This window comes from Nocardioides sp., from assembly GCF_964229035.1.
In the GTDB taxonomy this organism is placed as follows: domain Bacteria; phylum Actinomycetota; class Actinomycetes; order Propionibacteriales; family Nocardioidaceae; genus Nocardioides.
Window position 1 is genome coordinate 41,083 of the sequence record NZ_CAXRAZ010000001.1, and the last position, 13,289, is coordinate 54,371.

The 13,289-nt window shown below is 74.3% G+C and carries 10 protein-coding genes; all 10 read right to left on the reverse strand.

The window, feature by feature from the left end:
• The 10 genes from ftsZ to ACERUN_RS00250 all read right to left on the reverse strand — a co-directional run bounded on the left by ftsZ (nt 1) and on the right by ACERUN_RS00250 (nt 13,288).
• Nucleotides 1-1,209, reverse strand: a complete 1,209-nt coding sequence (gene ftsZ, locus ACERUN_RS00205; RefSeq protein WP_370287521.1) for a cell division protein FtsZ — start codon at nt 1,207-1,209, stop codon at nt 1-3.
• A gap of 291 nt (nt 1,210-1,500) precedes the next feature.
• On the reverse strand, nt 1,501-2,439 hold the full coding sequence (locus tag ACERUN_RS00210) for a cell division protein FtsQ/DivIB (RefSeq protein ID WP_370287522.1): 939 nt from the start codon (nt 2,437-2,439) through the stop codon (nt 1,501-1,503).
• A complete protein-coding gene (gene murC, locus ACERUN_RS00215; protein WP_370287523.1) occupies nt 2,432-3,883 on the reverse strand; it encodes a UDP-N-acetylmuramate--L-alanine ligase in 1,452 nt (483 codons plus the stop codon). The genes ACERUN_RS00210 and murC overlap by 8 nt, the downstream gene beginning before the upstream one ends.
• An 8-nt stretch (nt 3,884-3,891) precedes the next feature.
• The gene (murG, locus tag ACERUN_RS00220; protein ID WP_370287524.1) at nt 3,892-4,995 is read right to left on the reverse strand and encodes an undecaprenyldiphospho-muramoylpentapeptide beta-N-acetylglucosaminyltransferase; all 1,104 of its coding nucleotides are present in this window, start codon (nt 4,993-4,995) and stop codon (nt 3,892-3,894) included.
• A 9-nt stretch (nt 4,996-5,004) separates the two neighbouring features.
• Nucleotides 5,005-6,366, reverse strand: coding sequence for a putative lipid II flippase FtsW (ftsW, locus tag ACERUN_RS00225; protein ID WP_370287525.1), 1,362 nt, complete (start codon nt 6,364-6,366; stop codon nt 5,005-5,007).
• 122 nt (nt 6,367-6,488) lie between these two features.
• A complete protein-coding gene (locus ACERUN_RS00230; RefSeq protein ID WP_370287526.1) occupies nt 6,489-7,508 on the reverse strand; it encodes a hypothetical protein in 1,020 nt (339 codons plus the stop codon).
• On the reverse strand, nt 7,505-8,575 hold the full coding sequence (gene mraY, locus ACERUN_RS00235; protein WP_370287527.1) for a phospho-N-acetylmuramoyl-pentapeptide-transferase: 1,071 nt from the start codon (nt 8,573-8,575) through the stop codon (nt 7,505-7,507). The genes ACERUN_RS00230 and mraY overlap by 4 nt, the downstream gene beginning before the upstream one ends.
• Nucleotides 8,575-9,963 (reverse strand): UDP-N-acetylmuramoyl-tripeptide--D-alanyl-D-alanine ligase, encoded by a 1,389-nt coding sequence (gene murF, locus ACERUN_RS00240; RefSeq protein WP_370287528.1) that lies wholly within the window; start codon nt 9,961-9,963, stop codon nt 8,575-8,577. The genes mraY and murF overlap by 1 nt, the downstream gene beginning before the upstream one ends.
• The gene (locus ACERUN_RS00245) at nt 9,960-11,525 is read right to left on the reverse strand and encodes a UDP-N-acetylmuramoyl-L-alanyl-D-glutamate--2,6-diaminopimelate ligase (protein ID WP_370287529.1); all 1,566 of its coding nucleotides are present in this window, start codon (nt 11,523-11,525) and stop codon (nt 9,960-9,962) included. The genes murF and ACERUN_RS00245 overlap by 4 nt, the downstream gene beginning before the upstream one ends.
• Before the next feature lie 8 nt (nt 11,526-11,533).
• The gene (locus tag ACERUN_RS00250; protein ID WP_370287530.1) at nt 11,534-13,288 is read right to left on the reverse strand and encodes a peptidoglycan D,D-transpeptidase FtsI family protein; all 1,755 of its coding nucleotides are present in this window, start codon (nt 13,286-13,288) and stop codon (nt 11,534-11,536) included.
• Nucleotide 13,289: the final 1 nt, after the last annotated feature.

Sequence of the window (13,289 nt, forward strand, 5' to 3'; positions counted from 1 at the left end):
TCACTTCAAGAAGTCGGGCACGTCGAGGTCGTCGTCGTCGAAGCTCATCGGCGCCGGCGTGCGGGCTCCGACGGGCTGAGGCGCCGGGGGCTCGGTGGGGCGCTCGGACCGGGCGGGAGCCGGGGCCTGCTGCTCGCGCGACTCGCCCTCGCGACGTGCCGGCGCCTGCTCCGGGCGGGCCGGGGCGGGCTGGGCCGCGCGGGGCGCGGTGGCCGCCGAGGCCGCGGGCCGACGCGCGGCGGCGTCGTCCTTGCGCTTGGGCAGGCCGCCGTCGAAGCCGGCGGCGATGACGGTGACGCGCACCTCGTCGCCGAGGGCGTCGTCGATGATGGTGCCGAAGATGATGTTGGCGTCCTCGTGCACGGCGTCGGCCACCATCGCGGCGGCCTCGTTGATCTCGAAGATGCCGAGGTCGGATCCGCCGGCGATCGAGAGCAGCACGCCGTGGGCTCCGTCGATGGAGGCCTCGAGCAGCGGGCTGCTGATGGCCATCTCGGCGGCCTGGAGGGCGCGGTCCTCGCCGCGGGCCGAGCCGATGCCCATGAGGGCCGAGCCGGCGTTGCTCATGACGGCCTTGACGTCGGCGAAGTCGACGTTGATCAGACCCGGGGTCGTGATGAGGTCGGTGATGCCGGAGACACCCTGCAGGAGCACCTGGTCGGCCTGCTTGAAGGCGTCGAGCATCGACACGTTGCGGTCGGAGATCTGCAGCAGCCGGTCGTTGGGGATGACGATGAGGGTGTCGACCTCCTCGCGCAGGCGCTCGATGCCCTCGTCGGCCGACTTCTTGCGGCGGGCGCCCTCGAAGGTGAAGGGCCGCGTCACGACGCCGATCGTCAGGGCGCCGAGGGAGCGGGCGATGCGCGCCACGACCGGCGCACCGCCGGGGCCCGTGCCGCCGCCCGCGCCCGCGGGCCCGAAGACCATGTCGGGGCCCTTGAGCACCTCCTCGATCTCCTCGGCGTGGTCCTCCGCGGCCTTGCCGCCCACGTCGGGGTTGGCACCCGCACCGAGACCGCGGGTGAGCTCGCGGCCGATGTCGAGCTTCACGTCCGCGTCGCTCATGAGCAGCGCCTGGGCGTCGGTGTTGATGGCGATGAACTCCACGCCCTTGAGCCCGACCTCGATCATCCGGTTGACGGCGTTCACGCCGCCGCCGCCGATGCCGACGACCTTGATGATGGCCAGGTAGTTCTGTGCAGCTGCCACGGCGGCTTCACCCTTCCGGTGGTGGACCCTGCGGGCCCGATGGTCTCGTCGGCGTACGTGGTGATCGAGGTGGTGGTGGGTCAGTGGTGCGGGCCGGCTTCCCCACCGGACCGATGTCCACAACCCTCACCCTCAAGCAGAGGGTTATAGTTATGTCAACCTCGTCGTGCCCATGACACTAGGCAGCGCGAGCGCCTGATCGACGCCGACACGCCGCGCGACGGCGTCCTGCAGGAAATCCCCGACCCCGGTCGGGGCCGTGCGGGCGGGAGGCGGGCGCGAGGCGGGCGCTCAGCGCGTGGTCGGCGCGCCGGGCACCGACACGTCGTACACCCGCGCGTCGCGGGTCAGCAGCGCGAGCAGCACGCGCGCCTTGTCCGACGACTGCTCCGCACTCCCCCAGCGCACCAGCCGACCACCGCGCAGGTGCAGCACGATCTCGTCGATCGTGCGCACCTCGAGGTAGTCGACCATCCGCGCCACGTCGGGGGCGAGGGCGGTGATCACCGAGGCCCCCTCCTGCAGGGCATCGCGATCCGCGGTGGCGCCGACGCGCATCCGCGGCAGCCCCTCCCGCGCACGGGAGGGGGCGGTGAAGGCGGTGCCGGCGGCATCGAGGGCGAGGCGTCGTCCGCCGAGCTCGAGGACGGCGACCGGCACGCGCTCGGTGACCTTGATGCTGATGCTGTGCGGCCAGCTGCGGGTGACGTCGACGTCCTTGACCGCCGCCAGCGACTCGACCCTGCGCTCCACCGAGGTGATGTCGACGCTCATGAGCGCCTCGCCCACGGGCACCTTCGCGGTGGCCAGCACCTGGTCGCGCGGGACCAGGCTCGTGCCCTCCACGCGCACCGACTCGGTGCGCAGCCAGGGTGAGAAGTACACGGCGTAGGTGGCGAACCCGGCCAGGGCCACGACCAGCACGGCCGCCAGCACGTAGCGCCAGGTGAGCCAGCGGCGGGCACGCTGGCGTCGCGCGAACGCGCGGCGGGTGCGATCGAGCGAGCGATCGGCCGCAGCGCTCGGACGACGGCCGCCACCTCTCGCACCACCCTTCGCGCCGCCCTTGGGCGCGTTCTTGGCGGGCGGGCGGCCGGACGACTTCGCCGACGGCTTCGTGGACGCGCCATTCTTCGCAGCACCCTTCGAGGTGCTGCCGCGCCCCGACGAGGCGGACGACGGCCGCCGGGCGGCCGACGGCCCGCGGGTCGCGCCGCGGCCGCTAGCCATCGCCTCGCTCCTCGCCCGGGGCGGAGGACCGCAGCGCCGCGAGGACCTGCGGCGCGAGCGCCGTGACGTCGCCCGCCCCCAGGGTGAGCACGAGATCGCCGGGGCGCACGAGCCCGAGCAGGGTGGCGAGCGCCCGAGCGCGCTCGGGCACGAAGTGCACCCGGTCGGCGGGCAGCGGCACGGCGTCCGCGACGAGCGCACCGCTCACCTCGGCGTCGGGCTGCTCGCGGGCCACGTAGACGTCGAGGACGACGACCTCGTCGGCCGCCCCCAGCGCGGCGCCCATCTCGGCGCCGAAGATCCGGGTGCGCGAGACGAGGTGCGGTTGGAAGCACACCAGCAGCCGTCCGCCCTCCCCCACGAGCGAGCGGGCGGCCTCGAGGTCGCCCACGATCTCGCTGGGGTGGTGGGCGTAGGAGTCGTAGACCCGCACGGCGCCGGTGGGGGTCTCGACGGTGCCGATGGCCTCCATGCGGCGCCCGGTGCCACGGAACTGTCCGAGGCCGCGGGCGAGCGCGGAGGCGTCGAGGCCGAGCTCGACGCCGAGGGCGAAGGCGGCCAGCGCGTCGACGACGTAGTGGCGCCCGGGGATCTGCAGGGCCACCTCGGCGAGCACCTCGTGGCCGCGCACCACGGTGAACGTCGTGCCGCCGCCGACCACGCGCAGGTCGACCGCCCGCAGGTCGGCGCGATCGGGGCCGGCGTCCACGCCGACGGTGACGACGCGTCGTCCGGCGGCGCGCTGGCGCTCGGCGAGGCGGGCGGCGCCGGCGTCGTCCACGTTGCACACGGCGAAGCCGGCGACGTCGATGCCGTCGGCGAACTCGTCGAAGGCCGCGGCGTAGGCCTCGGGCGTGCCCCAGATGTCGAGGTGGTCGGCCTCGATGTTGAGCACGATCGCGGCGTGTGTGTCGTAGACGAGGAACGCGCCGTCGCTCTCGTCGGCCTCGGCGACGAACAGGTCGCCGCCGCCGAGGTCGGCGTTGCGGCCGGTGGCGGTGAGCACCCCGCCGACCGCGTAGGACGGGTCGGCACCGGCCTCGATCAGCGCGGTGGTGAGCAGGCTCGTGGTCGTGGTCTTGCCGTGGGTGCCGGCGACGGCGAGCACGCGGCGTCCGGCCATCACCGCGGCCAGGCCGGCCGAGCGCGGCAGCAGTCGCAGGCCGCGCCGCTGCGCCTCGAGCACCTCGGGGTTGTCGTCGCGGGCGGCCGTGGTGACCACGAGGGTGTCGGCGTCGGCCACGTGGTCGGCGGCGTAGCCCCGGTGCACCGGCACCCCGATCTCGCGCAGCGGCACCAGGAAGGGGGTGTCGTTGTCGTCGCTGCCGGTGACGGCGACACCGCGGCGCGCCATGATGCGCGCGATGCCCGACAGGCCGGCGCCGCCGATGCCGACGAAGTGCACGCGGCCGAGCTGCTCGGCGGCGAGCAGCTCGTCAGGCACAGGGAGTCTCATCGGGCGCTCCCGCCGGACGAGGCGACCTCGGCGACCAGGCGGGCGAGGCGCTCGTCGGCGTCGCGCGGGACCAGGCCGGAGGCGGCGGTGCTCATGGCGGCGAGACGCTCGGTGTCGCGGGCCAGCGGGGCGATCACGTCGGCCACGTGGTCGGCGGTCATCGCGGCGTCCTCCACCAGCAGGGCGCCGCCGGCGTCGACCACGGGCTGGGCGTTGAGGCGCTGCTCGCCGTTGCCGATCGGCAGCGGCACGAAGACGGCGGGTACACCGGTGGCGGCGGCCTCGACCACGCTGTTGGCGCCGCTGCGGCAGATCATCAGGTCGGCGGCGGCGAGGGCGAGGTCCATGCGCTCGACGAACGGCAGGACGATGTAGGGCACGCCGCTGGGCACGGGCTCGCTCCAGCTGGGGTCGTCGGCCCCCTTCGGGCCCACCACGTGGAGCACCTGCACGCCCGCCGCCGCGAGGGCCGGGGCCGCACCGGTGACCGCCTGGTTGAGCCGGCGCGCACCCTGCGATCCCCCGGTGACGACCAGCGTGGGCCGGTCGGGCTCGAGGCCGAAGGAGGCCCGGGCCTCAGCGCGCAGGGCCGCGCGGTCGAGCGTGGCGATCATCCGGCGCAGCGGCAGGCCGACGTACTCCGCCCCGCGCAGCGGCGTGGAGGGGAAGCTGACCGCGACCCGCCCCGCGATGCGCGCGCCGAGCTTGTTGGCCACGCCCGGCAGCGCGTTCTGCTCGTGGACGACGAGCGGCACCCGGCGGCGGCGGGCAGCCAGGTAGGCCGGCACCGAGACGTAGCCGCCGTAGCCGACGATGACGTCGGGGCGCACGTCGTCGACGATGTCGAGGGCGGCCTTGACGGCCGCGCGCAACCGGCCGGGCACGCGCGCGAGGTCGGCGCCGGGCTTGCGGGGCAGCGGCACCGGCGGCACCAGCCGTAGCGGGTAGCCGGCCGCGGGCACCACGGTGTTCTCGAGACCGCGCGGGGTGCCGAGGCAGGTGATCTCGACGGCGGGGTCGAGGCGGCGCAGGGCGTCGGCGGTGGCGAGGAGGGGCGAGGTGTGGCCCGCAGTGCCTCCGCCGGCCAGTAGCACTCTCACGCGAGCAACCTACCGGCGCGCGGCGAGGCCGGCCGAACGGGCCCGGCGCCGCTGCTGCAGGGCGCGGGCGGCCGCGGGCTCGCGTCGTGCGAACCCGATGAGCAGTCCGAGCGCGGTGAGGGCGGGCACGAGGCTCGAGCCGCCGTAGGAGACGAGCGGCAGCGGGATGCCGATGACGGGCAGCATCGCCAGGACCATGCCGATGTTGATGATCATCTGCCCGAGGAGCCACACGACGATGCCGAAGGAGCAGTAGCGCACGAACGGCGTGGTGGCCTCGCGCGCGACCCGCAGGCCGGCGTAGGCCAGGGCGAGGAACAGCGAGATGACGAGCAGGCAGCCGATGAGCCCGAGCTCCTCGCCGAGCACGGCGAAGATGAAGTCGGTGTGAGCCTCGGGCAGTTGACCCCACTTCTGCTGGCTCGCGCCGATGCCCTCGCCGAACACTCCCCCGCTGGCCATCGCGTAGAGGCCGTGCGCCGGCTGCCACCCCGTGCCATGGAAGTCCTTGAACGGGTCGGCGAAGGTCGCGATGCGCGCCAGGCGTTCGGTGTCGGTGGCGGCGAGGCCGAGCGCGAGCACGCTGACACCGGCGAGCGCGATCGCGAACAGCCGCCCGGGCGCGCCCACGATCCAGAGCAGCGCCACGCCGAGGGCGAAGAAGACCAGCGCGGTGCCGAGGTCGCGCCCCACGATCACCAGGCCGGTGGCCATCGCCATGCCGGGCACCACGGGCACCAGCATGTGGTGCAGGTCGTGGAGTCGGCGCTCCTTGTTGGCGTAGATGTGGCTGGCCCAGATGATCAGCGAGAGCTTCGCGATCTCGGAGGGCTGGATGAGCAGGGGGCCGAGTGCCAGCCAGTTGGTGTTGCCGTTGCGCTCGACGCCCACCACGGCGGTGAGGCCGAGGAGCAGGAGCGAGACCGAGAAGGCCGGGTAGGCGAGGCCGCGCACGAAGCGCGGCGACACGCGCGCGGCGACGACGGCGGCCGGCACCCCGATCAGCACCCACATCAGCTGCCGCTTGACCACAGTGTAGGAGTCGCCGGTCTGGCGGTAGGAGTACACGCTCGAGGCGCTCAGCACCATGATCAGGCCGATGGTCAGCAGGAGCGCGGTGACGCCGAGCAGCAGGTAGTAGGTGGTCAGCGGCCGGTCGAGGGCCTCGCGCAGCGCGCCGGTCCAGCCCGTCGCGCCGGCGGCGTCGCGCTGACGGTGGCGTCGCAGCCGCGCCGGGGACAGCGCCGCCGCGCCTCCCGCGAGGCGGGCTCGCCAGTCGAGCGACGACGGCTCGGGGTTCGCGGTGGTGATGACGGCCCCCTGGGGTCGGGCGACGAGCGGCGCACGGTGGACGACGGACGCGCTGGTCACATCCGTCACCGGCGCACCACAAGTCTCACCGGTCCCGCGCTCACCACCGTGCACATCCGGCGCGTGTCGCGGGGTCGAGGACTCCGCAGTGCCCGGACGGGATGGGGGGCCGGTGCGCGCGATCAGGGACGGTGGGCGCGCAGGCCGTCGCGCACGGCCACCTGGCCCACGCCGTGGGCGCGGGCGAGCGCGGACGCCGCGAGTGCGGCCTGCACGTAGCGCGGCGTGGCCTCGGCGAGGTCGTCGAAGGTGCCGAGCTCGGCCGCGCTGGTGGCGCGCTCCTCGATGAAGGCGCGGTCGACGAGGATGTTCTCGACCACGCCCAGCATGCTCACCGCCGGCGTGCCGAGCGTCAGTGCGATCGCCCGGGCGCCCTCGGTGACCTCGGCGTCGCGCACGAGGTCCTCGACCCGCTCATCGGCGAAGGGGTACACGCAGGCCTGCGCGACGAGGTGGTAGATGCGCCCGACGGCTCGCCGCACGGCCTCGTCGGCCCCGGCCGCCGCGTCGGGGGCGGCCAGCGAGAGCACCGCCGCGCTCTCGGCCGCCATCGCGCCGGCCCGCTCCAGCTGCCGCGCGCTGAGGCCGACCGCGAGCACGTCGCGGGCCTCGGGATCCATCACGGTCTCGACCAGGGGCGCGCCGCCCTCCCCCGCGACCGCGACCTGCAGGCCGGCCGCGGTGAGGATGCTGCCGAGGATCGAGGTGGTGAGGGCGACGTCCTCGAGATCGGCGCCGGTGACGGCGAGCCACGGGGGCGGGGAGTCAGGGGTGCGCAGGCGCCAGGCGAGCTCGACCTCGCCCCACACCGGCACGCCCAGCCGTTCGGCCTCGCGCAGCGCCGGGCAGTCGGACGCGATGTCGGGGGTGACGACCAGCAGGTCGGGCGCCGCCTCGCGCGGCAGCGCCGCGGTGGCGCCGGCGTGGACGTCGACGCGGGCGCCGAGCACCTCGAAGAGCTCGACGCGCTCGAGCATGCCCGGGTCGACGTCCTCGGAGACGGCGTGGACGTCGGCACCGAGGTGCAGCAGGTTGTCGACCGCGGAGGCGCCGGCGGCGTCGAAGCCGACGACCACCGCCCGCACGCCCTCCCAGGAGTCGCGCGAGGTCAGGGCATCGACGCGGGGGGCCGGCTCGCTCACAGCCGCGAGACCCACTCCGCGTAGAAGATGCCCAGCCCGGTGGCGACGAACAGCCCGGTGATGATCCAGAACCGGATGACCACGGTGACCTGCTCCCACCCGAGCATCTCGAAGTGGTGGTGGATCGGGGCCATGCGGAAGATCCGCTTGCCCTTGGTGGCCTTGAAGAAGCCCACCTGCAGCATGACCGAAAGGGTCTCGAGGACGAAGAGCCCGCCGAGGATCACCAGCAGCAGCTCGGTGCGGGTGAGGATCGCGAAGCCGGCGAGCGCGCTGCCGAGCGAGAGCGACCCGGTGTCGCCCATGAAGATGCGCGCCGGCGAGGCGTTCCACCACAGGAACCCGAAGCAGGCACCCGTGATGGCCGCGGCGATGATCGCGAGGTCGAGCGGGTCGCGCACGTTGTAGCAGGTGGCCGACGGCTCGCTCTGGCAGAACTGGTTGTTCTGCCAGATGTTGACGAGCGTGTAGGCGCCGAACACACCGACCGAGGCGCCGGCCGCGAGGCCGTCGAGCCCGTCGGTGAGGTTGACCGCGTTGCTGAAGCCGGCCACGAAGAGCCAGATGAGCACCAGGGCGAGCACCGTGGGCAGCACCAGCCAGTCGATCTCGCGCAGGAACGAGACGTTGTGGCTCGCCGGGGTGCGCCCGTTCTCGTCCTCCAGCCACGGGGAGAGCGCCAGGCCACCGAAGACCAGGGCGATCACGGTCTGCCCCGCCATCTTGGCCTTGCTGCGCAGGCCGAGGCTGCGCTGCTTGTAGATCTTGATGAAGTCGTCGAGGAAGCCCACCAGGCCCATGCCGACGAAGAGGAAGAGGAGCAGCAGCGCGGAGGCGCTCGGCGTGGTGAGCGTGATGAGCTTGGCCAGGAAGTAGCCGATGACCGCGGCGAGGATGATGACGACGCCACCCATCGTGGGTGTTCCCCGCTTGACGTGGTGGCTGGTGGGGCCGTCGTCGCGAATCTCCTGGCCGTAGCCCCACGAGGTGAACACGTTGATGGCCACCCGGGTGCCGAGGAGCGAGATCAGCAGGGAGATGCCCCCGCCGAGCAGGATCGCTCTCACTACGTCGTCTCCTCCATGATCGCCTCGACCACGAGCTCGAGGGCTGCACCTCGGGACGCCTTGACCAGCACGACGTCCTCCGGGCGCGCATTCTGCCTCACCCAGGCGACGGCTCCGTCGCGCCCCTCGGTGCGGACGACGAGCGGACCGTGTGCGTCCCCGCCCTCCCCGGTGCCCTCGGCGCCCTCGGCGATCCCTGCGGCCTGCGATCCGACGACGACGACGACGTCGACTCCCAGCTCGCGTGCGGCGCGACCCACCGAGCGGTGGCCCGCGTCGTGCTCGGGGCCGAGCTCCAGCATGACGCCGAGCACCGCGACCGTGCGTCGGCGCGCGGGAGGCTCGCCCGCCATCGTGACGAGCGCCTCGAGCGCGGCGCGCACGGCCTCGGGGTTGGCGTTGTAGGCGTCGTTGACGACCACGAGGCCGTCGGCGCGCTCGGCGACCTCCATGCGCCAGCGCGAGGCCGGCCCGGCCGCGCTCAGCGCGTCGGCCACCGCCTCGAGGTCAGCACCGTCGCCGATCGCGAGCGCCGCGGCGGCCGCCGCGTTGAGCACCTGGTGGGCGCCGGGCTGGCGGAGGCTGACCGTCGTCCACCGCCCGGCGTAGCCGAGCTCGAAGGTGGTGCTGCCGAGCCGACCGGTGCGCAGGTCGCGCCAGCGCACGTCGCCCTCGGTGCCGAAGGTCAGCACGCGGGCGCGGGTGCGGGGGCGCATCGCCGCGACGAGCGGGTCGTCGGCGTTGAGCACGGCGACGCCGTCGGCCGGGAGGGCCTCGACGATCTCGCCCTTGCCCTGCGCGATGGCCTCGCGGCTGCCGAACTCGCTCAGGTGGGCGCTGCCGACGTTGAGCACGGCGGCCAGCCGGGGCGGGGCGATGCGGCACAGCTCGGCGATGTGGCCGACGCCGCGCGCCCCCATCTCGACGACGAGGTGGCTGGTGCTCGGCCCGGCCTTGAGCACGGTGATCGGGACGCCGAGCTCGTTGTTGTTGTTCGCGGCCGTGGCCACCACGGCGTCGTCGCCGTGCACGTGGCGCAGCACCGCGGCGAGGTAGTCCTTGGTGCCGGTCTTGCCCTGCGAGCCGGTCATGGCCAGCACGGTGGGCGCCTGCGGCAGCTCGAGCTGGTGGCGCGCGAGCCGGGCCAGCGCGGCCACCGGGTCGGGGACGACGACCGTGGGCGCCGACGTCGGGCGGCTGCCGAGCACCGCGTGGGCGCCGTCGGCGAAGTCGTGACCGTCGGAGCGCGCGCCGACGATCGCCACGTAGAGGCCGTGCGCGCTGGGCGTGCGGCTGTCGTAGTAGGCCTCGCCGGTGACGCTGACGTCGTCACCGGCCAGCGTGCCGCCGACGGCGGCCGCGATCTCGGAGAGGCGGGTCGCGATCACCGGGGATCCTCCTGGGATGCTCGTGCGGCGAGGGCTGCGCGGGCCACCTCCCGGTCGTCGAAGGGGTGGACGGTGCCGGCGACCTCCTGGCCGGTCTCGTGGCCCTTGCCGGCCACGAGCACGACGTCGTCGGGTGCGGCGCCCAGGATCGCCCCGGTGATCGCCCGCTCCCGGTCGCCCTCCTCGCGGACGACGGCCGGCCCGTCGGCTGCGCCGGCGAGCACCTCGGCACGGATCGAGGCGGGGTCCTCGCTGCGCGGGTTGTCGTCGGTGACGACCACCTCGTCGGCCAGCGCCGCGGCGAGGCGGCCCATCAGGGGTCGCTTGCCGCGGTCGCGGTCGCCACCGGCGCCGATCACCACGACCAGGCGGCCCCGGGTGAGCGGGCGCAGGGTGCGCAGCACCGCCTCGACCGCGTCGGGCTTGTGGGCGTAGTCGACGACCACGGTGGGCTGGGGCCGGTCGGTGGCGCTCGGGGCGACCACCCGCTCAAGGCGGCCGGGCACGCCGCCCACACCGGGCAGCGCCGCCGCCACGGCGGCCGGGTCGAGTCCGGCCTCGGCCGCGGCGGCCACCACCGCGAGCGCGTTGGCCACGTTGAAGGCACCCGGCAGCGCGACGGCGCTCTGGAGGCGCAGGCCGTCGGGGCCGAGCACGGTGAAGCGCGAGCCCGTGGGGCCGGACTCGACGTCGACGGCGCGATAGTCGGCGCCCGCCGCGCGCTCGCTCACGCCGTAGGTGCGCACCGGCACCGACGTGGCGGCCACCTCGCCGGCGAGGCGACGGCCGTGCTCGTCGTCCACGCACACGACGGCGCGGCGGGAGCGCTCGGGGGTGAACAGGCTGGCCTTCGCGGCGTAGTAGTCCTCCATGTCGACGTGGAAGTCGAGGTGGTCGCGTCCGAGGTTGGTGAAGACCGCGACGTCGACCACGACGCCGTCCACGCGCCCGAGCACGAGGGCGTGGCTGGAGATCTCGAGCGCGCAGGCCTGCACCTCGAGCTCGCGCATGCGGGCGAAGAGGCCGTGCAGGTCGGGGGCCTCGGGCGTGGTGAGCGAGGTGGCGAGGTCCTGCCCGGCGATCCGGGTGCCCACCGTGCCGACCACGGCGCTGCGCACCCCGCTGGCGAGTAGCGCGGCCTCGAGCAGGCGGGTGACGGTGGTCTTGCCCTGCGTGCCGGTGACGCCGATCGTGCGCAGCGCCTCGGCCGGGTGGTCGTAGACGAGCGCGGCCACCCGCCCGAGCACGGCGCGGGCGTCGTCCACGAGGACGACGGGCAGCCCCGCCTCGCGCACGGCCGAGCGCTCGGCACCCTCGGCGTCGGTGAGCACCGCGACCGCCCCTGCTGCGGCGGCCTGGAGGGAGAAGTCGGCCCCGTGCGCGCGGGCGCCGGGCAGTGCGGCGTAGAGGTCGCCGGGCTGCACGCGCCGCGAGTCGAGCGTGAGCCCGGTGACGGCGACCTCGGGAGCCTCGGGGGCACGCACCGCGCCCGCGACCTCGGCGACCCGCGCGAGCGGGGTGTGCGGAGGTCGGGCCGGGCGGGTCGCAGGTGTGCTCGCCACGGCCCGCCTCACCACTCCACCGGGATGCGGTTGGGCGCCTGGCCGGTCGGGGGCACCCCGTAGCGGCGCAGCGTGTAGCTCATGAGTCGGCTGAAGGCGGGGCCGGCGACCGAACCACCGCCGCTGCCGGCGCGGGGGCTGTGGACGACGACGTACACGGTGAAGCGCGGCTTGTCGGCGGGCGCGAACCCGGCGAAGGAGACCGAGGTGCTGCCGTCGTAGCAGCCGCACTCCGCGCCGACGCGCTGCGCCGTCCCGGTCTTGCCGGCGACGCGGTAGCCGGGCACGGCCGCCTTGGGGGCCACACCCGCCTCGGGGTCGACGACGCGCTCCATCATGAGCATGGTCTCGCGGGCGGCATCCGTGCTCACCACGCGGCGAGCCGACGCCGTCGCGCTGCCGACGGCGGCCCCGCGATCGGTGGTGGCCTCGCCCTCGATGATGCTGGGGTCGACGCGCACGCCGCCGTTCGCGATCGTGTTGACCGCAGCGGCCATCTGCACCGCGTTGACCGAGAGCGACTGACCGAAGGCGATGCGGTCGCCGACCTGCGAGGTCCAGGCCGCGCCGTCGGGCAGCAGGCCGCGGGTCTCGCCGCCCAGCCCGAGGCCCGTGCGGGTGCCGAGGCCGAAGCGGGTGAGGTAGGAGCGCAGCTGGCCCCGGCGGAACTGGTCGGCGGCGAGCACCGTGCCGATGTTCGACGACTTGGCCAGGATGCCGGCCAGGGTGAGTCGCAGGGTGCCGTGCTCCCAGTAGTCGCCGATGGGGCGGTCCTGGCGCATGAGCTTGCCCGGCACGCGGAAGCGCTGCGAAGGGCTCGACAGCCCGGCGTCGATGAGCGAGCTGAGCGTCAGCACCTTCTCCACCGAGCCGGGCTCGTAGACGTCGGTGAGCGCGGAGGACTTGTAGAGCGAGTCGTCGTACTCGCGGGGGCGCGAGGCGTCGTAGGTCGGGTAGTCGGCGAGCGCGAGCAGGTCACCGGTGCGCGAGTCCATGATGACCGCGATGCCGGACTGGCCGCCGGAGCCCTGGACGGTCTGCTGGAGCACCCGCTGGGTGTAGAACTGCAGGTCGCGGTCGATCGTGGTGTGCAGGTCGCGGCCGTCGACCGCCGGGGTGAGCGTGCTGTCGCCGAGCGGGATCTGGGCACCACCGGCCCCGACCTCGTAGCGGGCCTCGCCGTCCTTGCCGGAGAGGTAGCGGTTGAAGGCCGCCTCCAGCCCGGCGAGCGGCTTGGTGGTGCCGTCGGCGTCAGGCGTGCCGAGGAAGCCGAGGACGTTGGCGGCGATGTCAGCGTTCGGGTAGACCCGCAGCGGGTCGCGCTCGGTGGCGAGGCCGGCGAAGGGGCGGCCCTTCTCGTCGCGGAATCTGTCGGTGGCGTCGGCCACCACCTTCTCCGCCTTGCTCGCCGGCACCTGGCGGGCGATGTACTGGAAGCGACCGCCCGCTCCGGTGACCCGCAGCTTCTCCAGGGTCTCGATGTAGTCGAGTCCGAGGCGCTGGGAGAGGAAGGTGGCGAGCTGCGGGGCCACCCGCTTCGTGACGGCCGGGTCGGCCACGATCATGCGGCCGTCGACCGTCTCGGCGAGCGCTTCGCCGTTGCGGTCGAGGATCTCGCCCCGCGCAGCCGGGAGGATCACGGTGCGCGAGCCCTCCTCCGCCGCCATCTGCGCGTAGGAGTGGGGGTCGACGGCCTGCAGCTGCACCAGGCGGGCCGCGAACACCGACAGCACCATCGCGATGAGCACGAAGCCCACGCTCATG

Excerpts from the sequence above, each read along its gene's own strand:
- ACERUN_RS00250 (WP_370287530.1), bottom strand. The coding sequence starts at position 13,288 with ATGAGCGTGGGCTTCGTGCTCATCGCGATGGTGCTGTCGGTGTTCGCG.
- ACERUN_RS00210 (WP_370287522.1), bottom strand. The coding sequence starts at position 2,439 with ATGGCTAGCGGCCGCGGCGCGACCCGCGGGCCGTCGGCCGCCCGGCGG.